Source organism: Aeromonas sp. SE22, from assembly GCF_038739755.1.
Taxonomy (GTDB): domain Bacteria; phylum Pseudomonadota; class Gammaproteobacteria; order Enterobacterales; family Aeromonadaceae; genus Aeromonas; species Aeromonas jandaei.
The window spans coordinates 126,047-148,037 of record NZ_JBCGFD010000002.1; the positions used below are offsets into that span (position 1 = coordinate 126,047).

The window sequence follows — 21,991 nt, forward strand, 5'->3', positions numbered from 1 at the left end:
AAACACCTCATTCCAATGAGGTCAGACTATAAAGTGCGGTCTTGCGTGACAACATCTGTCCACCATCACGAGTGAGCGGAACCCAACCGATAGAACCTTTAGTTGTTGTCGGGTGAATCAGCATCAGATCGAAGGGAATTGTGACATAAATGCCTTTGGTGAAACTACCTTCACCATACTCTTCAGAAGATACGTCTGTCAGTGTGGCATAAGCACCAAGCATAACCCCTGAGTCAAACCGTTTTGAAAAATCAAACGTCACCCCCTTATCACCAGCCAGATATCTCCCTACAGCAATTTTGGCCGTGATGTTGTCAAAATAGGGCAATTGTAAGTAACCAGTCAGGTGCCCAGTAACCACATCGTAATCTGCCATCTTGAGGGTGTTATACCAGTCCCTCTGTTTTACCCAGTTGGTATCAATACCAACCGCCCATGACTTTCCATAAGGACGATATAATGCTTCTCCTCCCACACCTGCATACATCATCTCAAGATAACCACCATACACTTGGCCATACCAGTCTGTAGATAACTGTTGTATATTAGTCAACTGCAAGTTGTTTAATAAAACATTTGATGAATCTACATACTCACGGATCCATGTTCTGACTCGTGGTAATGCCTCACCATCAGCAGGCGGAGTTTTATAATTAAACTTATCGTAATTATTAACAACATTAAGGAAAATAGTGCTATCCAATGATATCTGTTCAGACAAGTGCCAACTGGCATTACCATTTATTCCGAACTGATACATATAAAAAGACTCAGGCCCCCCAAAGGATTGATTCAAGTCAGGGTCAATTGAGTAGGATATTCTATCCTTTTCCTCTTGAAATACTTTCTTGCTACTCTCATAGTCTTTACTGATAGCGCTAGTATAGAACTGCGCTTCATGCTCCTGCCCTAAAGTCTGGGTCACATTAGCGGCTCGCACCGATGGCAGGTCGATCGTTGTTTCTTGTAGCTTGAAATCATCCTTGCTATCGAGAACATGGACCTTAAGTACCGATTCGGGTAAATAATTTGCCGCCAGCAAACCGGTTCGGAGTGTAGATTCGGCTCTATTTCTGTATTTAACCTGCTCGGCAATAATCGTTACCGCAGCATCATCTTGATATATAACAGTATCTTGCCAACCTGCATTGCTATTCAGGTCACTGGAAAATTGCTTCCAGTCTACATGTGCCACCGTATCAGGCACATTTACAGCCTGATACTTTTGGCGAGAGTCATCAATATGTGCGGGTTTAAGTTCATTGAAATTGGTTCGCATAGTAATCCCCCACATCAAGGTATTCCCTCGCTGCCAACTCAGATGCGTATCTATATTGTCAAATACACGATAAACAGCACCAACATTCCATGGCGATGTTTGCTTTAATGGACCATAACTCGCAGCAAACTCTCGGCTATAATCGTTACCATCATACTCCAGTTTCAATCGCAAAGGATGCCATGGTGTTTGATATTCAACGCCACCAAATAGAGCTGTTGTCCCATGGAAGAGGCTATTCCATTCAAATTTTCCGCCACTGCCTGAAACACCTTGGTTCCGCTGACACCAGCTATTTTTAATCTCACAGAATGGGTTATTGATATTGCCACTTTCGGCCATATTACCCCACCCCATGCCAAGAGTGAAATCGAAAGGCCCATAACGCTTACTCGCAACGACAAATTCACTATCAAACAACCCGGTACCCATCAAATCTCTGAAGCCTAAAGCAACGTTGGGGGTCCATTTAGACTCCTTCATCAGTCTGAATTTGAAGTCCATCCCTTTATCTTTATATGTTTGATCACCACTAAAATCTTCGCTTTGACTATAGAGTTGTGTTCTCACATCCGTATAACGCAGGGTAGCTTCAAACCAATCAAAGGGTTGGGCAGAAATAGACCAACGACGATATTGATCGTCATCAAAATAATTGGCGCTAAACTCCCCCTCTTTTGCCATTCTGGCAGTCGGCATCTGCATCAGTCCCACACCACCAAAGTCACTCTGCGATGGGCCATATGGGTCATTCGTGGGGCTTGTTGCATGCACAACACCACTTACGAAAAGCGCAATAAACGTTACTCTTGGCATCATCATTCAGGTATCCGGTTGGCAAGCAAATTAGCAATACGCAGATTTAGATTCTTATACTTGGCAGGTAACAAGTCTGTATCAAAACCGACAAATAATGTTGCACCTGCCATCGGCTCACGATGCAATTGATTCCAGACAGCTACAGGTACCAGCGAAACCTCGCCTGTTGGTTGAATCAGATAGGCTTGAGCCAGATCGGCCCCCGCTAACAGCGAATATGCCTGCCAGTAATCTGCCAAACCAGCACCTTCGCGTAAAAGTTGTCTGGAGGCTCCATTAATTAGGCCAGTAAAATAGATGAACTGGCTACGAGGAGATATGAACAGTGTGTAATCACCTGATAACAGAGGATTTTTATCTTCATGAGCACGATTGATAACAGGATCGATTACTATAGGTAATCGCCCTGTAACATTAAGGCGGTCAATCTCAATAAGAAGTTGCTGTGAAGATTGTACCCATGCGCCCATATTACCATCACGCATCCACTGTACTTGCAACGCCTTCAGGTCACTCAACAGATTCATTTTATCTGCTATTATTTTAGCGTGAGACTGAGGATGACTTATCTGGGCACTGCGCCAGTACGTGTCAGAGGGTAACTGTGAGGATAGTAAAAGATCAGCAAGCCTGGCCCCTGATAATAACTTCAACGTGGCAACAGAATGATTGGAGTAGACCACATTTACCTGACTAGCCTGTTCCGCACTATACACAGTGATGGCGGGCAATAAAAAAGCTAAAATAATTTTAAATTTCATGATAAGTATGGTTTCAAAATAGTCATTTTAATAACTGGCATATCAGGTCCCAGTTGCTGTTCTGTTCTGAGCAATTCACCATTATGTTGATCAACCCAATATTTGTTTGACCACTGTTGATTGAGTGATGGAATATCAATCAATTCTTCAAAGAGTAGGGTTTGATAAGATTTCCCGAGGATCACAAGCGTGTCTGCTTGAGGATGAGTCACATTTGCACGTACCTGATAGCCGCTTACGTAGTCTTTAGTCCATTCACCTCGATACGACCAAGGCTGGTAGACTTGCTGGCTTTTCTCATTAGTTAAAAATACCTTAATCAGACGCAAAGGATCAGAACTTGCTCCAATCTCACGAATACTATAGAGATCATTATCCAGACCAGCCGTCTTGATAATACGTCCATACTTGGTCACAAAAATATTTTTGTCTGCTCCAATCCAGGTAAGTGAGTTATCTGGATCAGCAAATGCTAATACTACAAATGCTTGTGGGTTATCACCTACTTGCAGATAGGCGCTAGCGTAGGGGATCTTGTTCACTTGTTCGGCAGTCAGCTCAACATCTGGATTACCCCAAGCGGCATATCGTAGTGTCGCAAATGTATCTGACCCAGTGGTCGAGCATCCACTTAATAAAAAGAATCCTAAAAATATCAATTGACGATTGAAAACCATATCAACAGAGCTCGGTTTGAAAAGAAGAACGCTAAAAAATAAGGCTACCAAAGGTAGCCTTATTTATTAAAAATAAATATACACAATTACTTGGTAGCAGTATTGGTATTGGTATTGGTACCAGTACCTGCATTGTCTTTGCTGGCTTCAGAAACAACCAGTGCAGTCAACGCAGCAACACCGACACCAATGGCAACTGCAGTGGTTGTGCCAATTGCAGCGCCAGTAGCAGCAACACCACCAGCAGTACCACCGGTGGTAGTAGTAGCAGCTGCAACTTCTTCGGCAGCAAACGCATTAGTTGACAGAGCCAGCAAAGCGGCCAAAGTCATAGCTGACTTTTTCATGCAAACATTCCTTATCATGAGTGAGTTAAGAACATATAGGATAATCCCAAATTGAGAATTTGACCAGCTATCACGTGGTACGTTTGAGTCAAACTCTCGCTTTGTATAGCTACCATACAAGCCGCAATTATACCACCTTACGACGCATAGCGTGACGCCCCAGCAGCAGCCCAACACCGAACAAACTGCCTAGTAAAGTACCAAGTACCACGATCAGCGCACGCTTGGGCTTTAATTTCTCTTCAGCCACAACCGCAGGGTCCAAGGTTTTGAACACATACTCCTGGTTGACTTCAGCCAGCATCAGCGTTTTGGTCTGATCTTCAATCAATTGATAAAAGACCTTCTGCATATCAGCTACTGACGTCTTCTCAAGCTGGGACTTAAGGTAGGTAATGTTACGGATAGCATCATTCTGATCGCGCGTTTTCATGGTGGAGTTGAGGTCTGACACTAACCAGTCAACCCACTGCTTAGCAAGTTGTGGGGAGTAGAAATCAACCGCAACAGTTACCAACCCGGACTTGTTATCCTGGCTGACACTAGCCAGCTTGCGAAATGCCTCGACCAGCTCCCAATCCGTAGGCTCCACAGACTTTCCATTCGGCACTTCGCGGACCCACTTTTTGCGGGTTAAGTCATAAATGTCTTCATCAATAATAAGCTCACCAGTTACTTTGTCTGCCCTTGAGGCTGCAATCAATGGCACCTCCAGTTGATGATCTCGGATAAAGTGGCTTAAAAACTGACGTGATTTACCTATTTCAACAGTAATCGCCGTTTTATCGGCCTTATCACTCTTCAAATTGATACCCGCTAAATTAGCCAGCCCGCCAAACTGGGCAGCCATAGCCGCAAGCCCACCACCTTGTTGTTCAGATGACGGAGCAAGTAATGCTTCTGCTCGATAAACATTAGGAAGTGATATGGCAATAACAATAGATATTACAGCGCCGAGCAAGGTTGTCAAAAATAGCCACAACTTTCCTTTCCACAGTGCCGTGAACCATTCACGCAAATCTATCTCATCATCTGCCACAGAGGGCATAGCCAGTGAAAATGAAGGCTGTTTTTTTATGTTTGTCATATAAAACCGGATGTTAAAGAGGCCAGGCATTGTGGTTCGTCACCTGGCCAAGTAGTTATCAAAAAGGAGTTAATATTACTTGACTGCACTCCAGGCAACACCCAGTTGATAGAGGACCTGGGTTGCAGAGGTCATGATACTCAGATTATCCAGATAGTCAGAATCCACAGGCACGATAATAGTGTCACCAGGTTCCAACCCTTTCCGACTACCAAACCAGCTATCACCAGGCAACATGACACTGCCATTTGCTTTTATAACATAGATACGATCAGTATCCGCTTGTTTCTTGGTCCCACCTGCACGGCTTAGATAATCCTTAATACTCAACTCACCGTCATAAATGTGAGTAGAGGGAAACTGCACCATCCCTTGAATTGATACCACATTCTGCAAGGCCGGTACGTAAACCTTATCGCCATCTTGTAGCATGACATCGGCATTCTTTTCACCGCTTAAAATAGCAGGCATATCAATCGTCATACGACCAATTGCCTTGGTATTTTCCAGCTGATTCACAACTGTCATAGCCTCAGCAGGAGAGCTATTGTAGTTTGCTATGCTGGATTGCCGACGCAACGTCATTGTTGCAATTTCTTGTTTCAATTCATCGCGCAACAACTCAAGACGTTCAGCTTCCTGCTTGCGCAGCGCTTCACGGGCAAATACTGTCCCATTTGGATTGGCATAGGGCGTAATACCACCGACCCGCTGAATCAAATCACGCAAACTTTCGCCACGACGAACCGTATAAGTCCCAGGGAATTTGACTTCGCCAAAGACTTGAACAGTTGCCTCCTCACGCCATTGAGGATGCGGTAATACATTCAGGCTATCTTTGGATTGAACCAATGGCGAACCGGTCACCCGATTTGCCGTAGCCAAATCCAGCCGTTGATTTTCAATCGAGATGTCATTGCCACGCTCGTTGACACGGGATAACTCAATTATGTTTGCCTTTTCATTAAAACCACCAGCAGCCAAGATCAAATCATGAGTGCGGCTATATCGCGTTAAAGGATAAATCCCCGGATATTTTACCTCGCCACGCACCTCGGCAATCTGGACCGGCTTACCTTGGGCAGCTTGTGCTTTCAAACGCTCCAGAACTGGGGATAGCAAAGCTTGACGAGAAGCACCGACCATTGCTTCGGTCTCTGTTGAACCGGACACCTTCGACAAAGTCATTTTGTCCTGTTTACTAATTTCACTAACTTTAACATCGGCACCAGTACTATTATCTACAGCGTCAGCTTGCTGCTGAATTCGTTGCTTGGTCAGCTGGTCAAGCCCCTCGGAAGAAGGGTGACTATTAGCCACTTGCTTCAATCTATCTGTTGCATCATTACTAAAAATCAACACCTGATCGCGCGGCTGTAAGCGGAGATCATCCTCCCCACCAGGCATTTGCAATGCACGCCCCAAATTGAATTGCAGCACCTCAATATTTCGTTGAGCATCCATTTCACGCACAACCAAGGCATAGTTGAGATCTGTCACCGAAGTCAGGTCGCGTTCAGCGCTCTGCAGCACACGACTAATCCGCATACCAGGCTCAAAACTAAAGACACCATCTCGGACTACTGCGCCTTTCACTACAACAGCCTGACTGTATTCTGTGGTGCTTGGCTTGACATTAATTTTATCGCCATCGCGAACGACAAACTGGCGGTCATGCTGATTTGACAAGTTCAGGTTGAAAACCCGCATACCACTCTCACCATAACGAGTGACTGACACCTCATTCAATGCCGAGGCTTTCATCCCTCCAGCCAATCCCAACACATTACTCAGAGCAGCTGGGCCACTCAGCTCGTAAATAGCAGGGCGTTTGACAAGACCATCAATACTCACCTCATTGCCCTTGGCTGGGACAAAGACCGTATCACCAGAGCGCAACCGAATATCCTGACTGGTGTCCCCCCAAACCAACATCTTGTAAAGATCAACATCAATGACTTTATTACCAGCACGCTTGACCTGGATCTTGCGCAATGAGCCAACGGTATCAATACCACCTGCAGCCTGCAGAGCCTGAGTCACAGTCGCCATACCATTAACATTATAAGCCCCGGGGCGATAAGCATCACCCATGACAAATACTTGCATGGTACGTAGAGCTCCGAAGCTGATAAAGGCTTCAACCCCAATCTTCTGCTCTTTAATTCGGCTCTCAAGCTCACTACGCAATTGCTGGAACGATTGCCCGGAAGCAGCTATTGGCCCCAGCGAGGGGAAATCGATAAACCCTTCCCGCCCTATTGCGAGGGTATAAGTCGCATTTTCCTTGCCATAAAGCTGAACCCGAATTTCATCACCTGGCCCCATAACATAATCATCTGCCACCGGCATATCGACCACAGGAGCATCGGTTAGAGGTTCACCGGCAAAAACATTGTAACCAAAAGGCTGTAACGTTCCCTCTTGCGCAACACCGGCCACCAAAGGCCGCTGGGAAGTTTGGCTATAATCAACCTCCCGAGGAGCGGCTACCGGCGCAGTCTTAACCGGAGTAACGCTACTTTTTTGTCCTGCCCCACCCAGCTGAGAGGTATCGACACCATACTGTGCAGCCAATGCCTGCTGCTGGGCAGGAGATAACTGCTTAAATTTCGCCATCATCTCTGGTGTTATTTGTGGTGCAGCGACTACCGTTCCAATCAAAGCTGCGGATGATAAACACAGTCCTTTCATTTTATTCATTATGTTTAATGCCTGCCGATATTAAAATTCAATCAAAGTCCGCGTATGGATTGCCGATAACAATCCAAGTGGATAGTTATTCGATGATAAAAAAGTATCATTAAAACAATTTTAACGGTGAAAATTCAACATGAAGTTGCCCAAGCTAAAACTCCACGTGAAAACGCACAACAACATTATTTATCACCGATTAGATCATAATATTCATTGCATAGGTAGTGATGAATCTGAATAAAGAAAATCTATATTAGTTGATGTCGGTTTATTTAACTGTCCATGACTTGTTATTCTCGCATGCCACACAAGATCACAAATACCGTCTGTTGGTGAAAAACCTGCTGGAATACCAAGTAAGAGTTCGCGAATTTTTTCGTGATCAAACTGATGACAAGCGATGTCGAGATCCACCAAAAATGCCCGAAGTTCAGACCAAGTGAGCATCTGCTCAGATGCTTTCATTATACGCGGATGTGCAGTCCCTTCGACTTGCTCACCAATTAACAACTCTTCATAAAGCTTCTCGCCAGGTCGTAACCCCGTAATCTTGATTTCGATATCACCGTCTGGAAATTGTTCATTTCTAACGCGCAAACCACTGAGGCGTATCATGCGATATGCTAAATCTATAATCTTGACTGATTTCCCCATGTCCAACACAAATACATCGCCCCCCTCTCCCATGGCTCCAGCCTGAATCACCAGCTGAGAAGCTTCAGGAATTGTCATAAAATATCGAGTGATATCAGGATGAGTGACTGTAAGCGGCCCACCAGAGCGGATTTGCTGTCGGAATAAAGGCACAACGGATCCGGAAGAACCTAGCACATTGCCAAAACGCACCATGCAAAAGCGAGTGTGAGACTGCGCAGCTGCAAGGGCTTGAAGCACCAACTCAGCCAACCGCTTGGTCGTTCCCATGGTGTTAGTTGGTCGTACTGCTTTATCAGTAGAAATTAAGACAAATGTCTCCACTCCTGCCGAGATAGCCGCTTGAGCACTGTACAAGGTACCAAAAACATTATTACGAACCCCCTCAACAACATTATATTCAACCAAAGGAACATGCTTATATGCCGCGGCATGATAAACTGTTTGAACTTGAAAATAACGCATCACGGCTTGTAAGCGATGCATTCTTTGTACAGAGCCCAACAAGGGGATGATTTCAACATCAAGGCTCTGAGCTATACATAACTCCCTTAGCTCTTTATCAATAGCGTACAATCCATACTCTGACAATTCAAAAAGGACCAATTTTTCAGGTCGGCAGCGAATGATTTGTCGACATAATTCCGAACCAATAGAGCCCCCCGCTCCGGTAACCATGACTTTCTTGCCAGATATGTTGGCGTTCATCAAATTAGGGATCGGATCAACAGGATCCCGACCTAGCAGATCTTCGATAGAGACTTCTTTCAATTCATCAATGTGAGCCTTTCCTTCGACCAAGTCCACCATGCCAGGGATAGAGAGTACCTCGCATGGAAAGTGCTCTAAATGATTGATAACCTCTTGACGGCGAGCTCGAGATGCACTGGGCATTGCTAACAATATTTTCTTAATTTCAAACTGGGAAATCAAATTAGCTATACTTTCAGAGCTATAGACGCTGACGCCTTGAATAACAGCTTTAACCAAGGAGTTATCGTCATCGACAAATGCAACAGGATAAAATTCTTGCCCTTGATTCAAGGCAATCTGTAATTGACGTCCAGATGCCCCGGCACCATATATTAGAACCGGAATACGGGTATGTTTTCCACGGTGAATGGCCATTCTGAAGAAAAGCCTAACCCCACCAACCAATAGCACTGCAAATGAAAAATAAATAAGAGAGACTGTTCTTGGCAAAGGTACGGCAAGAAAGAAAGCCAACATGACTAACATGACGGCAGACAAAGCTACCCCCAATGACACAGTCCATAGTACTTTAAATCCCACATACCGTAATACGGCACGATAAAGACCCAATTTCATAAATATGAAAATAGTCACAGGGAGAAGCAATGCCAGGACATGCCAATAGTTGACATCATCAAATGGCGCCTCTGCGTCAAGACGAACTCCAAACGCACCCCAGTATGCGATTGACAGTAATATCGAGTCAGCAAATACACTGATTAGTCGCTTATAGAAACGAGAGATACCTAAAAAAAGATCCAACATGATTTATCCCAGTATAAATACATATTTATTTATTTTTAATTGCATCACCACTGCCACGGCCTGTTGCGGTCATCAGTATGTAGCGAAAGTACTTTTCAATATTTAATGAATCAATCATTTCACGATCAGTTTTGGCTAACAAGGCTGGTGTAGACATATCAATATTCTGAATCTGAGCTAAACCTGTAATACCAGGCAATACATCATAAATACCCAAAGCATCACGCTCTTTGATTAGTTCTTCCTGATTAAATAGATTAGGTCGAGGCCCAACCAAGCTCATCTCACCTTTAAGTACATTAATGAGTTGTGGAAGTTCATCAATTTTAGTCTTGCGTAAAAAGGCCCCTAGCTTGGTGATCGAACTTGTGTTAGCCAAGTGGCTCGCCACCGACTGGGTATCGACCGACATGGTACGAAATTTAATCAGCCTGAATGGTTTTTTGTAACGCCCGACCCGTTCTTGTACAAAAATGGGCGAACCGGTATCAAACAGGCCGATCAAGGTGACGACCAACAAAATAGGCCAAAGCAATAACAAGCCAAAAAATGCTGCACAAAAATCAAGCGCTCGAATCAACATCCTTCTTTATCCTCAATAAAACAGCGTTTAATCCCTTCCTCCAGCGATATCGGTGGCTGCCAACCCAATGTTGTTTTGGTATGGTTGATATCGACCTGTAGATTACCACACAACCGCTCAATCACCGCCTGCTTACCCGTTAGCTTGCCTGCCAATCGTAACCAGCTCATTGGCACCGGCAATAAACGCGGAGATTTACCCGCAGCACGGCTCATCTTCTCAAGTAACTGAGTGGTTGATACATCCTGATCATCACTAACCAAAAAGGTCTGATTGGTAGCATGAGGGTGGGTAACACAGGTAATGATCAGATCGACCAGGTTATCAAGTGCGACAAAACTTCGCTGATTATGAATTGCGCCAAGCGGTAACCAACGACCATGCCTCACTGCATGAGTTAACTTACCAAAGTTACCTGGAGCCTTAGCCCCATAAATTAAAGGTGGACGGATAATAACTACTTCAAGCCCAGTCTGAGAGGCAAGTTCGCGCAATGCAAACTCTGCCAAACATTTAGACTCTGTATAATCATCCCAAGGTTGAGGTGTGTCATCAAAGCGAAATGGTTTTTGTTGATTGTGGCCCCCATTCACTCCGATGGAACTAATAAATATAAACCGTTTAACACCCTGCTCTACGGCCTGCTTGGCTAACTTTATAGTCGCAGCACAATTGACTCGATTAAACTCGGCTTTTTTATCTGTAGTATTTTTATAAACATGGGCCATCGCAGCACAATGGATTACAACATCCGAGCCGAGTAATGCATCGGTATAGTCCACATCTGCGCCAAGATTTCCATATACATGCTGAGTTAAATCAAGCTCAGAAAATGGTAATGCACGACCAAAAGTCCGAACAGAAAACATCGTACTTTTAATTAAATTCTTTAGAACAGACCTTCCAACAAATCCCGTTGCCCCAGTCAACAAGATCATAAATCCCCCTACAATAAGAAGCTATTATCTTATTTTAATGATAGCAAATTAATCAACCATGATGAAATGTCATATTTCTTACGAATTTCGCTGTTAATCGGCTGATATTCAGAATGTAAAAAAGAATTTTCTATATAGGGCTTTTCTCTATCAATCACGAGTATATTGTTAGGATTATAGAAATCATACTCCATTACACTCTTGTTAGTTGTAATTAATTTTTTTTGCATCCCTATCATTTCAATGGTTCGCATCGTTAATCCATTTTGACTAGGGTGCTCTATATCAATCACAACTTTTGTATTAGCCAATACAGAGATAATCTCTTTTGATGTCATGGAGTTAAAAGATATGTCTTTAAGAGACATTCCCTTTAGCTCACTAGTAAATAACTTCTTTAAAAGAAACACTAACCTACTGGGAGAATAATAAAATAAATAGCTACTTTTTTTATCAGCCCCTAGGCTATCAGCAATAGTAGTTACTAGATTGTAGCGACCACTATGAGCAGTTCCGATAAATGCAATTTGATAATGGTAATTATTTGACCTACTCAAATCTTTGGCATACCCATCGATATAAAATAATGGTAAAAACTCTATCCTAGAATCAATTAATGAGTCTTTTTTATCGAAGGTAACCACTTTATCAAAATACTCTATCAAATTGGAGGCATTTTTTTTATTTTTTATTGAATCCCAAAGATATAGAACTGTCTTTATTTTTGTATTGTTTAACTTTAGATTTTTTATAAAATCAGCAGTAATAGTTTCTGGAGCTACCACCAGGAGATAGTCATAATCCGTGACTACAGCATTTCTCAGGATATCAGAATAATAATCATTGATGCTTTTCTTAATTACAGCTTTAAAGTTAAGTCTATTCAATATTTTAGCAAAGGATGAATTAAATGGCCTTTCATCATAATAGTCAACCTGAGCACCCAATTTTGCCAAGCCACTCTTAATTTCATGCTCATATCCAAAAAAACGCGGACATATAAAAAGGACTTTTTTGCCAGCCAAATCGTTCATGTTATCTACCAATACCAAGAGAAGTGCCTTGATACTTAAGGTATCCAAGGCACAACATGAGAATAGTATTATTTATACAAGCCTTTCTTTTTCATTTCATCTATGGATTGCTCATAACGGTCACTTTGCACATCCTGCAAGTTAACCCAACTGGTAAACATCTTCATTCCCAGCTCAAAGTTGATGCGTGGCGCAAACCCAAGGTCTCTTTGAACCCTAGTCAAATCAGCATAGTTGTGACGAATATCGCCGACACGGTAATTACCGCTTACGTTAATCTTGGAATCACTCTGATAGATATCTTTAAGGGTTGTAGCGACTGTGAGTACATCCGTGCATATACCAGAGCCTACGTTGTAGGCCTTACCTGCAGCCTTATCACTTTGTATCGCTAAAATAATGGAGTTGACTACATCATCAATGTAGACGAAGTCTCGGCTCTCTTTACCATCTTCGAAAATATTAATATCATTTCCATTCTTTATTCGTGTAGAAAATATTGACAAAATACCAGTATACGGGTTAGACAGTGACTGTCCTGCCCCATATACATTCTGAAAGCGCAGTGCAACTGTATCAATACCCAAGCTCTTACCGGTGATTAAAAACATCTGTTCTTGAACTTGCTTGGTGACACCATAAATAGACGAGGGATGAATTTTACTTTCTTCATCTGTCGCCAACAATTCTACATCCGTATTGCATAAAGGACACTTGACATTGAAGTCCCCTTGCAGCATTGCTGCATCATCACGCGCAGTCGGATATACAATGCCATGTTCTTTACACTGGTACTTACCTTCTCCATAGATAGAGCGTGAAGAAGCAATTACCATCCTTTTAATACCGTGCTTTTGATTAGCTAATAAGTCGAGAAATATCGCGCTGCCACCAATATTTACATCACTATAGCGTTTTATTTGGTACATCGATTGCCCAGTGCCCGTCTCGGCAGCCAAGTGTACAACTGTATCTACCCCTTCTAACGCCCTTAACCAATCCTCTCTTGACTCAACAGAGCCTTTGATAAAGGTAACTTTATCTTTAATAGCAGAATAGAGTGGAGAAAGCTCTGGGTTATCACCATGAATCTGTGGTGACAAGTTATCCAGCACAGATACAGAATACCCAGCATCGATAAGCCGCAATGCCAAATTAGAACCAATAAAACCTGCGCCGCCAGTAATCAAAACATTTTTTTTCATAAAATAATCCAAGTTGGTTTTACTCTAAATCAGTTAAAAAGTTACCGTTACTGTCTGTTCTCTTCCAGCACTGCTCTACTATATCATAGCGTTTTATTATTTTCGCAGGCACACCAACGATAACGCAGAAGTCTGGAAAATTCCCCCTTACAACGGCATTAGCACCAACAATACATTGCTTTCCTAACACAGTACCAGCTTGTATCACAGCACCAAACCCAATAAAGCAGTTCTCTCCGATATCAGTATGACTAACTATATGAGGCTGTTCTAATATATGTTGACCAATCTTGGCATACTCATGATCAATGTTTGTTATCATAACATTCTGAAGAATTGTTGAATTATTTCCAATATTCAAATTTCCTGCTGAAGTAATGTGTACATTTTGAGCAATCGCCACATTATTTCCAATTGAAATCCGACCATTTTCACCAATAGCTTCCATTCTTGCATTAGGGAATATACGTACATTCTTGCCGATATATATATTTCTGAAACCACCAATGTATGTCGGTTTACCTATATATGATGGTAATAAAAATCTGCCAAAAAAAAATTTGTAAAATAGTCCCCTAAAGATCCAAAAAACCTTAAAAACCATGATGTGTCCTTATGAACCTGCCTAGAGCCATGTACACAAGCTGCACTCTGGATGCGATTTTTATATACATAGTTCTTTGTGAGCCATTAGGGTTGACAGTACTAGATACTGCATTTTGATGACGACGATATAAAAACGTAGGTTTGGGATCAAAGAAAACGTTGAATTTTATGTCCGCAATAAAGCCAATCCACCAATCATGATACATCATTAAATTTAATGGTATAGGCATAAAGCAATCATAAACCGCGCGATTAAAAGCAAGACTACATCCCAAATAACTACTACTAACAATGTTCTTTAAAAATCCTTTTTTTGAGTTTGTTTTATTGAAATATGAACCTATTATTACTTCTTTATTATGGTCGATGACACTACAATTCGAAACAACTAGATCATACTCATCTAAAAATGCCAACGTGCGTGATACTCTCCCCTCCAACCATATGTCATCTTGATCAGAGAGAAATATATAGTCACCTTTGGCATATGAAAGCGCATTATTAAAATTTGCAACAACTCCATGGCTAGTATTGTTGCTGACAAGAATCACTCTGGAATCATTTATAGCTTTGATAATGGATATTGTATTATCAGCGGAACCATCGTCAGAAATGATAACTTCGTCATTAGGTGAAAGCTGAATTAGAATGGATTCCAGCTGTTCTTTAATATAATTAGCTCCATTATAGGTCGCCATGCACACAGAGACAGTCATAAAATCCCATCACTAAAATAATACTTAGCCAATGTAGCTATGGGATTTAGAGTACGATATTTTACCATAAGCCTCACCATTCGTCTAATAACAGTGTAAAGGGTGTTTCTTTGTAAACTTGTTGCTAACTCTCTAGCGCCAACACAATAAAACTTAAAGCGATGCAGCTCTCTTTCTTTGTCATATCCCTCATCGCCAGATAGACTATGTATTATATTTATAGGCAGTAGTATTATATGGTCATTTATTTTTTTGTATCTTTCAACAAAATATACATCACTAAAGTCAAGCTTGATTTTTTCATTATATCCACCAACAGACTTGAATAATGGCAATGGGATCATTAATCCACTATTTATTACCGAATGCCGACTTAGACAGTACACTTGGTGAGTCCTAATGTCGTTATACGGTTGTGCTTTACCAACAAACCATCTTAGGCCAGAAGGTGAATACACTTTATTTTTGGCATCATTGCATACCATTGGTGCATAGATATACTTATCGCCATATTCTGTATAACTATTAAAATACATAGGCAAAAATGAGGTTTTGAAGGTTGTATCTTGATCCAATAGTAATACAACCTTTTTATTATTTCTTTCAGCATACTTAAAAGCACAATTATATGCAGCACTCACTCCTGAGTTTTGGCTATCATGGATATATTTTAAGTATGGAAAATCCTTTTCATTGATTAACTGAGGTAATGGGGAGTTATCATAAACCAACACATCTAACTTATGTACAGATGAATTTATTTCATTAAATAGCTGAATATCTTTAATTCTTCTTTTATAAGTCACAATGACTATTAATAAATCATCATACATTGTCTTTTCCATTTTTTAATAAAAAACCGCGGTTTAACCGAAAAAAGAATATGAGTAATATATATTAGATAAAAATGTCACTAACCATATTGCATATACATATGGTTTTGCAAAGTAACGCCTCAACCTAGCAATCAAAAGTATAAAAAACGGACCGGCGATTTCAACCACTCTCAAAGCTAATGAAGGTAAACTCACCGAAAACAGCATAATAATGATAAAGCAAGTGCACACAATTAAAATTATTTTATCTGTATATATCAATCTATCTATAGAATGCCATAACAAGACGATGACAAAGTAAAATATTAACAACCTGACGGATAATATATTTATATATTCATTCAAATAGCTTTGCATTTCGACATATAGATTGATTTTATATTGAAATGCACCTGGTAGTAAGCTAAAAAAATTTAAAGCATTAAAATTATCATTCAACGCTGCCACAAACGAAATTATTACAAGCATTGGCAAAATAAATAAAACCCGCTTGTTAGATACAAAAACAGAGAAGTAGAATATTATTGGAAATATTATTGCGGACACATGAAATAGTGCAGCAGAAAGTATTACTGCTGCACCACTTAGTGTCCTACCATGAAAATGAAGGTAACAGCCTAAAAATAGCATTGATATCGCAATACCAATGCGAATCTGGATGAACTCGTGTAATAACATATATGACGTTATATACAAAAGTGCAAACACATATCTTTCGCTATCTTTTCTTATTACATACGCCTTAATTGACAATGAAAAGAAAAAATATATAAATATGACAAATGGAAAACCACCCCCCGAAAGATAGGATATTTTTGACACTAAAACGTATGATGGTTCAACTATTATATCTGCACCACTAACAATGCCATAAAAATATTCTTTATATATTGACATGTCAGGCAATAAGTCAATCGGTTTAAATGCTGATATCGCCCCCAATAAAATTGAAAAAAACAATGACATGAGGAAAAATTTTGAGATAAAAAAACGTGTCATTGTGTTGTAACCCTATGATTATTTTATGCTTTGCAGGACGCTATTCATTTTTACACCTACCATATTCCATGCAAAAGTGCTCATAATAGCTTGATTTGATGATACTTCGTGCGCGATCTCATCAGGAGTCAGATTAAAAATTTTCATTAAGGCGTTATTTATCTCTATTTCAGAAAAAGTGGTCAATTTTAACGTACTAGATGTATCACATAATGGGGCATAGTTAGATATAACTAAACAACCTGCAGTCATTGCTTCTGCACATGGATAATGAAATGCACCATCCTCAACAAGACCAGTTGCAATAAATATATCATTAATCTTATAAAAGTTAGATAACTCAACATCATTACTTATTTTATAATGTCTAAGGCTATTAATTTTATGTTCTACTTCTGGCATATAGACAGCTACATTAACATTTATTCTCTCGTCTAGTTTATTATCAAGGATATATTTTGAAAGGATACCAAGAATTTCTTTTGTGCCTTTATAGTGTTCTTGTCTACCAATAATACCTAAATTTATTTTTCCAGAAATCGAAGGCATCTCTTCATCATAAAAAAGCTTATAATCAATCCCAGCAGGTATAACCGTCAAAAAACCATTATACTTATTTATCATTTTGGGCAATAAAGCTTCACTATTCACAATTATATTTAACGGGAGTAAATATGATATATATGCAATCATCTTCCTAAAAAGATTACTTGAGAAATTAACCTCATATGCTTGCACATAATAAAATCGCTGCTTTCTAGTTAACAACATTGATGCAATATATGCGGTCAGATGATAATTTGCAATTACAGCATCAGCATTGATATCTTTACACGCACGCCACAAATAGATAATATCCAAAAAAAACCTAATAACTTTTGACCTGCTGTCTGACTTTTTACTATATATGACTTTAGCAGTTGTTGAATAATAGGGTCCAGTGTTTGACATTGGAGTAACAAAAAACACCTCATTACCCAACCGAACAAGTTCAGATGCTAATTTTGATAAAACTCGCTCGCCACCAGCACGTCCCATACCTAAAACAGGAATTATTATTCTCACTTACATGTCCTTATAGACATTAATTTGTATGATTGTGTTATTTTGAAAATTTTTTCACATTTATATATACAACTAAAAAGTACAATATATAGTTGCTAAGATAAGATATGACGGTGCCTTCTATTCCCAGAATAGAAATAAACATATAACTGAACACTACAAATAATATTGAGAATGATATCTCAGTAGAAACAAACCATTTTGTTGCCCCACGAGACAACATAGGATATGCATAAAGCCATGCAGCTATTTTAATTACATCGCCAATTAATTGAATGGCAAACAATTCCCGGGCACCATGAAATTCATCGGTAAAGAGTAGTGATATAGCAATATCACGTAATAAATAAATTCCAAGAGCCATTGTCGCGACAATCGGGATGATCACACGAGCGGTTCTATTTATCTCATGCACTATATCATCAACTTTTTTTAATGAGGATAACTTAGGTAAATAATAGGTACTTAGCGCCATGGTAATTACCCCTAAATACACCTCTGATATTTTCCACACTGCTTGCCATTGACCAGCCGCATCCCAACCTAACTGATTAATTATTATATTACGAACAAGAATGAGAGATGTTGGTACAGTTAAGGCCGTCGTAATAGCCATAAGCATATAGCTACGAATATCTTTGCGAAATTTAGTATCACAATGTCCCCACCAACAGCATAACTTGGACCATGGCTGGCGGATATTCAGGCATAGCATAACAACGCCTATCAATGCAGATTGAGTTGCCGCAGCTAGTAGTGCTCCTTGAATATTATATACTGCGATCATCGCTAGCATAAGACTGCCTGATACCAAGGCAGAGATCATGCCAAGCCCGACATAACGGCGATACTGTTGCTGACCATTAATGATCGAGTTAAAAAAAGTGCCGATTGCCGATAATGGCAAAACAATTATGGTTGCCATCACAACCCATGATAATGACGTGTCTTGGAATAATAAAAAAGATATTTTTTTACTTAGAAGTAAACCTAATGGAATTATGATCGCAGAAAGAATCAACACCCATTGCCATGCAGCTCGCCACCATGGGGAGCAGGCTTCCATACCTTGCGCCTGATGTTCTGCGGTATAGCGAACAACGCCATTTCCCACTGGGGCATTAATAATCCCATTAAGGCTTGCCACCATACTCTGAACTTGGCCAAGCATGGCCAGGCCAGTGGGGCCAGTATAAATGGCCACCACCTTGGCAATCACAAACCCCATCGCCATTCTGAGCAAGGTCAATAACCCTGTCATAGCGGTGACTTTGAGCAAACGCTTCATGCATTAAATCCATTAACAGCCGCAATGACTTGTGCAACCGCCGCGTCACTCATCGTAGGGTCAAGCGGAAGAGAAAGAACTTGCTGATGGATCTCTTCCGTCAATGGCAGGGTTATAGTGTTCCACTGGCTATATGCCTGCTGTTTATGTGGCGCAACCGGATAGTGGATCAGGGTCTGAATACCTTGCTCGGCTAGACAAGCTTGCAATGCTTCACGCTTTTCACAGCGCACAACAAACAGGTGCCAAACATGTGCCAGCTCATCGATAACATTAGGCAATGTTACCAGTGGATTCGTGATCCCCGAACGATAAGTTTGAGCAATTTGCTGGCGACGAATGGTCTCTGCTTCCAGATACTGCAACTTTACACGCAACATGGCAGCCTGAATCTCATCAAGGCGACTATTCACCCCCTGATACAGGTTTTCATACTTCTTATGAGAACCATAATTGCGCAAGGCCTTCAGGGTCTGCGCAAGTTGATCGTCATTGGTCGTGATCGCACCTGCATCACCAAGGGCACCGAGATTTTTACCCGGGTAAAAGCTAAATCCAGCAGCATCGCCCCAGTTACCCGCTCGTTGGCCATTAATCTCGGCGCCATGCGCTTGGGCACAATCTTCCAGCACCAATAAATTATGCTGTTTAGCTATAGCCATAATTTCCGGCATTGGTGACAGCTGACCATATAAATGGACAGGCAAGATTGCTTTTGTTTTAGAAGTGATCGCAGCTGCAACAGTAGCAGGATCTAGGTTATAGGTAGCAGGATTCGGCTCAACCAAAACAGGAACCAAGTTATTCTCAGTGATTGCCAATACAGAAGCGATATAGGTATTAGCTTGGACAATCACCTCGTCACCGGCTTGCAGTTTGCCCATTTCTTTCCAAGCACGTAGGGTCAGAATTAACGCATCCAGTCCATTGGCCACACCAATGGCGTGCTTGGTACCGCAATAAATAGCAAACTCCGTTTCAAATTGGGTTAACTCATTGCCCATAATATACCAGCCTGAGTCAATCACCCGAGCACAAGCATCTTTCAGTTCTTGTTGGTATTGGTTGTTGATGGCTTTTAAATCGAGGAAGTTAATCATTTGCTTTAATCTCGTAAAAATCATGCACTACAGCTCTAGCACCAAAACCTTCCTTCTGGGAAATCAACCCCTCATTCAGGAAGCGACCTTGCTGTTCATTAGAAATACCAAAGTCAAAATATTCCTTATCAACGAATTCTTTTTTAACCAAATAATCAACTAATCCGTCTAACGCCCCAACGTCTCTGCCTGCAACGGTATTATAAAGATATTGCGTGTGCGCAACTGTATCAGTGATAAACATTACGGCTCCAGCTACTTGCTCGCCATCAAGTAATGCAGAGAAGACTTTTATATTTTCAGGAAATATTTTTTTAAGTGCCACTATTTCATCATAAGAGTGAACAGGTTTAGCCCCATGACCAGCCATCAACACGTCAGTTAAATTAGACCAAAACGCAGAAATATCATCAGACTCTTTATATATAATCCCGCAAGAGTTTGATTTTTTCACAATCCACTTCCGACCTTTTGAATATTTGATCTGATTATTCATCTTTATTGCTGATGACACATCTCGTCGAACAACATTAGAATTTAGTCTGAACAATGAGTACAAGTCTTCATCACAAGGAAAAGAGTGATAGATATAAGGGATCTTTTTATATATTAGACTAGAAAAACCATTATTTTTAAGATACTCAGGGATCGCATCAAAGATTCCATTTACTTCTTTTTGCTTTACTGATGACTTAGTGATAAGTCCGCCAAATGTCAACCCCTGATGAGAGTGTAACTTATCATCAGCATGATTTGCTGGCAAAATAGCAAGTAACTTTTGACTGTCATCAAAGAACATTAGTGAGTGATCATTGAATCTATCAGAATGATACTCCATAAAATCTCTAAAAAATAGAAAGTGCTTGTTTTTTGCAAGAAAGACAAACTCATCCCATATTTTTTTGTCAGCATTGCTGTATTTTTTAACTAGCATAACTGCTCACTTCCATCGACATGTAATTTTGCTCATCTGTGCATTTATCAGGCTCAATCACAAAACCATTTTTAATGTAAGATTTATTTGCCATATGGTTATCTACAGCCACACGTAAATAAACATAACTCACACTTAATTTTTTGCACTCACATATAACCAGAGCTAAAATTTTTGAGAATAGTCCCTTTCCCCATAAATTTTTTTCACCTATATAACCAAAATATTCTGCACTTACATTATCAATATTTTTCAAGCCTATTACACCGATAGGCTTGTTTTGATACATCAGCCCCCATACAAGGTAATTAGACCTTGGCAGGCTTACAAAAAATTCTTCTTGCTGCTGCCTTGTAAAGGTGGGTGTACCAGTCAGCTTTTTAATTTCAGGGTCATTTAACCAATACCAAGATAAATCTAAAAACTCGCGAGAATATGTAACTAGTTCTAACTGTTCACTAAACATTTGAACTCCTCATAATCACGGATATAGTCTGACTCATCATAAATCTGATCAGCCAACACCATTAGCACGCAATCATCAGAAAAATCGTACATTTCATGCCATTGCATTGCATCGATCAACAACCCTTTATCTGGTGTTGACAATATAACCTCTTCCTTATTGTCTCCATCATCCATGACAAAACGGCATGAGCCTTTAATGCAAACTGCGAGTTGTTTTAATTTTTTATGGGCATGGAAACCGCGAGCAACACCTGGCTTGGTACTGTATAAATAATACACTCTGTGGATATCGAAAGGTATTTGATTATTGGATTCCAGAGCAATCAACGATCCTCTTTCATCTCCAAGCACCCTGAAATCAACTAATTTAATCAACATCT

The 21,991-nt window shown here is 40.6% G+C and carries 21 protein-coding genes; all 21 read right to left on the reverse strand.

Annotation, left to right across the window (positions count from 1 at the left end):
* Positions 1-7 precede the first annotated feature (7 nt).
* The 21 genes from AAHA39_RS04380 to AAHA39_RS04480 all read right to left on the reverse strand — a co-directional run bounded on the left by AAHA39_RS04380 (position 8) and on the right by AAHA39_RS04480 (position 21,989).
* Positions 8-2,101, reverse strand: coding sequence for a YjbH domain-containing protein (locus tag AAHA39_RS04380; RefSeq protein WP_320657387.1), 2,094 nt, complete (start codon positions 2,099-2,101; stop codon positions 8-10).
* Positions 2,098-2,859, reverse strand: a complete 762-nt coding sequence (locus AAHA39_RS04385; protein WP_320657386.1) for a capsule biosynthesis GfcC family protein — start codon at positions 2,857-2,859, stop codon at positions 2,098-2,100. The genes AAHA39_RS04380 and AAHA39_RS04385 overlap by 4 nt, the downstream gene beginning before the upstream one ends.
* Positions 2,856-3,587 (reverse strand): YjbF family lipoprotein, encoded by a 732-nt coding sequence (locus AAHA39_RS04390; RefSeq protein WP_320657385.1) that lies wholly within the window; start codon positions 3,585-3,587, stop codon positions 2,856-2,858. The genes AAHA39_RS04385 and AAHA39_RS04390 overlap by 4 nt, the downstream gene beginning before the upstream one ends.
* A gap of 35 nt (positions 3,588-3,622) precedes the next feature.
* Positions 3,623-3,883 (reverse strand): hypothetical protein, encoded by a 261-nt coding sequence (locus AAHA39_RS04395; RefSeq protein ID WP_320657384.1) that lies wholly within the window; start codon positions 3,881-3,883, stop codon positions 3,623-3,625.
* A 127-nt stretch (positions 3,884-4,010) separates the two neighbouring features.
* Complete coding sequence (locus tag AAHA39_RS04400) at positions 4,011-4,970, reverse strand: Wzz/FepE/Etk N-terminal domain-containing protein (RefSeq protein WP_320657383.1); 960 nt, start codon at positions 4,968-4,970, stop codon at positions 4,011-4,013.
* A gap of 75 nt (positions 4,971-5,045) precedes the next feature.
* Positions 5,046-7,673: an SLBB domain-containing protein gene (locus AAHA39_RS04405; RefSeq protein ID WP_320657382.1), complete on the reverse strand. Its 2,628-nt coding sequence runs from the start codon at positions 7,671-7,673 to the stop codon at positions 5,046-5,048.
* 204 nt (positions 7,674-7,877) lie between these two features.
* Positions 7,878-9,839: a polysaccharide biosynthesis protein gene (locus AAHA39_RS04410; protein WP_320657381.1), complete on the reverse strand. Its 1,962-nt coding sequence runs from the start codon at positions 9,837-9,839 to the stop codon at positions 7,878-7,880.
* Positions 9,840-9,864: 25 nt separating this feature from the next.
* The gene (locus tag AAHA39_RS04415) at positions 9,865-10,422 is read right to left on the reverse strand and encodes a sugar transferase (protein ID WP_252615997.1); all 558 of its coding nucleotides are present in this window, start codon (positions 10,420-10,422) and stop codon (positions 9,865-9,867) included.
* Complete coding sequence (locus AAHA39_RS04420; protein WP_320657380.1) at positions 10,416-11,360, reverse strand: UDP-glucose 4-epimerase family protein; 945 nt, start codon at positions 11,358-11,360, stop codon at positions 10,416-10,418. The genes AAHA39_RS04415 and AAHA39_RS04420 overlap by 7 nt, the downstream gene beginning before the upstream one ends.
* A 29-nt stretch (positions 11,361-11,389) precedes the next feature.
* The gene (locus tag AAHA39_RS04425; protein WP_342689998.1) at positions 11,390-12,394 is read right to left on the reverse strand and encodes a hypothetical protein; all 1,005 of its coding nucleotides are present in this window, start codon (positions 12,392-12,394) and stop codon (positions 11,390-11,392) included.
* 68 nt (positions 12,395-12,462) lie between these two features.
* Positions 12,463-13,599 carry an NAD-dependent epimerase/dehydratase family protein gene (locus AAHA39_RS04430; RefSeq protein WP_320657424.1) on the reverse strand — a complete coding sequence of 379 codons (1,137 nt, stop codon included), beginning with the start codon at positions 13,597-13,599 and terminating at the stop codon, positions 12,463-12,465.
* Positions 13,600-13,618: 19 nt separating this feature from the next.
* Positions 13,619-14,203, reverse strand: a complete 585-nt coding sequence (locus tag AAHA39_RS04435; protein WP_320657423.1) for an acyltransferase — start codon at positions 14,201-14,203, stop codon at positions 13,619-13,621.
* Complete coding sequence (locus AAHA39_RS04440; RefSeq protein ID WP_320657422.1) at positions 14,193-14,921, reverse strand: glycosyltransferase family 2 protein; 729 nt, start codon at positions 14,919-14,921, stop codon at positions 14,193-14,195. Before AAHA39_RS04440 ends, AAHA39_RS04435 begins: the two co-directional genes overlap by 11 nt.
* Complete coding sequence (locus tag AAHA39_RS04445; protein ID WP_342689999.1) at positions 14,918-15,754, reverse strand: glycosyltransferase; 837 nt, start codon at positions 15,752-15,754, stop codon at positions 14,918-14,920. Before AAHA39_RS04445 ends, AAHA39_RS04440 begins: the two co-directional genes overlap by 4 nt.
* Positions 15,755-15,787: 33 nt before the next feature.
* Positions 15,788-16,756 carry an EpsG family protein gene (locus tag AAHA39_RS04450; RefSeq protein ID WP_342690000.1) on the reverse strand — a complete coding sequence of 323 codons (969 nt, stop codon included), beginning with the start codon at positions 16,754-16,756 and terminating at the stop codon, positions 15,788-15,790.
* An 18-nt stretch (positions 16,757-16,774) separates the two neighbouring features.
* Positions 16,775-17,821: a glycosyltransferase gene (locus AAHA39_RS04455; protein ID WP_342690001.1), complete on the reverse strand. Its 1,047-nt coding sequence runs from the start codon at positions 17,819-17,821 to the stop codon at positions 16,775-16,777.
* A gap of 37 nt (positions 17,822-17,858) precedes the next feature.
* Positions 17,859-19,109: an O-antigen translocase gene (locus AAHA39_RS04460; RefSeq protein ID WP_342690002.1), complete on the reverse strand. Its 1,251-nt coding sequence runs from the start codon at positions 19,107-19,109 to the stop codon at positions 17,859-17,861.
* Positions 19,106-20,209, reverse strand: a complete 1,104-nt coding sequence (locus tag AAHA39_RS04465) for a DegT/DnrJ/EryC1/StrS family aminotransferase (RefSeq protein ID WP_320657097.1) — start codon at positions 20,207-20,209, stop codon at positions 19,106-19,108. The genes AAHA39_RS04460 and AAHA39_RS04465 overlap by 4 nt, the downstream gene beginning before the upstream one ends.
* Complete coding sequence (locus AAHA39_RS04470) at positions 20,202-21,143, reverse strand: GNAT family N-acetyltransferase (RefSeq protein WP_080688755.1); 942 nt, start codon at positions 21,141-21,143, stop codon at positions 20,202-20,204. Before AAHA39_RS04470 ends, AAHA39_RS04465 begins: the two co-directional genes overlap by 8 nt.
* Positions 21,133-21,609, reverse strand: a complete 477-nt coding sequence (locus AAHA39_RS04475) for a GNAT family N-acetyltransferase (RefSeq protein WP_080688754.1) — start codon at positions 21,607-21,609, stop codon at positions 21,133-21,135. The genes AAHA39_RS04470 and AAHA39_RS04475 overlap by 11 nt, the downstream gene beginning before the upstream one ends.
* The gene (locus AAHA39_RS04480) at positions 21,591-21,989 is read right to left on the reverse strand and encodes a sugar 3,4-ketoisomerase (RefSeq protein WP_320657098.1); all 399 of its coding nucleotides are present in this window, start codon (positions 21,987-21,989) and stop codon (positions 21,591-21,593) included. Before AAHA39_RS04480 ends, AAHA39_RS04475 begins: the two co-directional genes overlap by 19 nt.
* Positions 21,990-21,991: the final 2 nt, after the last annotated feature.

What these genes read in the sequence shown, in the direction of transcription:
- AAHA39_RS04435 (WP_320657423.1), bottom strand. Translation starts at nt 14,203, where the DNA reads ATGGTTTTTAAGGTTTTTTGGATCTTTAGGGGACTATTTTACAAATTT.
- AAHA39_RS04465 (WP_320657097.1), bottom strand. Translation starts at nt 20,209, where the DNA reads ATGATTAACTTCCTCGATTTAAAAGCCATCAACAACCAATACCAACAA.
- AAHA39_RS04425 (WP_342689998.1), bottom strand. Translation starts at nt 12,394, where the DNA reads ATGAACGATTTGGCTGGCAAAAAAGTCCTTTTTATATGTCCGCGTTTT.
- AAHA39_RS04430 (WP_320657424.1), bottom strand. Translation starts at nt 13,599, where the DNA reads ATGAAAAAAAATGTTTTGATTACTGGCGGCGCAGGTTTTATTGGTTCT.
- AAHA39_RS04385 (WP_320657386.1), bottom strand. Translation starts at nt 2,859, where the DNA reads ATGAAATTTAAAATTATTTTAGCTTTTTTATTGCCCGCCATCACTGTG.
- AAHA39_RS04445 (WP_342689999.1), bottom strand. Translation starts at nt 15,754, where the DNA reads ATGTATGATGATTTATTAATAGTCATTGTGACTTATAAAAGAAGAATT.
- AAHA39_RS04410 (WP_320657381.1), bottom strand. Translation starts at nt 9,839, where the DNA reads ATGTTGGATCTTTTTTTAGGTATCTCTCGTTTCTATAAGCGACTAATC.
- AAHA39_RS04420 (WP_320657380.1), bottom strand. Translation starts at nt 11,360, where the DNA reads ATGATCTTGTTGACTGGGGCAACGGGATTTGTTGGAAGGTCTGTTCTA.
- AAHA39_RS04400 (WP_320657383.1), bottom strand. Translation starts at nt 4,970, where the DNA reads ATGACAAACATAAAAAAACAGCCTTCATTTTCACTGGCTATGCCCTCT.
- AAHA39_RS04480 (WP_320657098.1), bottom strand. Translation starts at nt 21,989, where the DNA reads ATGTTGATTAAATTAGTTGATTTCAGGGTGCTTGGAGATGAAAGAGGA.
- AAHA39_RS04395 (WP_320657384.1), bottom strand. Translation starts at nt 3,883, where the DNA reads ATGAAAAAGTCAGCTATGACTTTGGCCGCTTTGCTGGCTCTGTCAACT.
- AAHA39_RS04380 (WP_320657387.1), bottom strand. Translation starts at nt 2,101, where the DNA reads ATGATGATGCCAAGAGTAACGTTTATTGCGCTTTTCGTAAGTGGTGTT.
- AAHA39_RS04460 (WP_342690002.1), bottom strand. Translation starts at nt 19,109, where the DNA reads ATGAAGCGTTTGCTCAAAGTCACCGCTATGACAGGGTTATTGACCTTG.
- AAHA39_RS04450 (WP_342690000.1), bottom strand. Translation starts at nt 16,756, where the DNA reads ATGACACGTTTTTTTATCTCAAAATTTTTCCTCATGTCATTGTTTTTT.
- AAHA39_RS04405 (WP_320657382.1), bottom strand. Translation starts at nt 7,673, where the DNA reads ATGAATAAAATGAAAGGACTGTGTTTATCATCCGCAGCTTTGATTGGA.
- AAHA39_RS04440 (WP_320657422.1), bottom strand. Translation starts at nt 14,921, where the DNA reads ATGACTGTCTCTGTGTGCATGGCGACCTATAATGGAGCTAATTATATT.
- AAHA39_RS04475 (WP_080688754.1), bottom strand. Translation starts at nt 21,609, where the DNA reads ATGTTTAGTGAACAGTTAGAACTAGTTACATATTCTCGCGAGTTTTTA.
- AAHA39_RS04415 (WP_252615997.1), bottom strand. Translation starts at nt 10,422, where the DNA reads ATGTTGATTCGAGCGCTTGATTTTTGTGCAGCATTTTTTGGCTTGTTA.
- AAHA39_RS04470 (WP_080688755.1), bottom strand. Translation starts at nt 21,143, where the DNA reads ATGCTAGTTAAAAAATACAGCAATGCTGACAAAAAAATATGGGATGAG.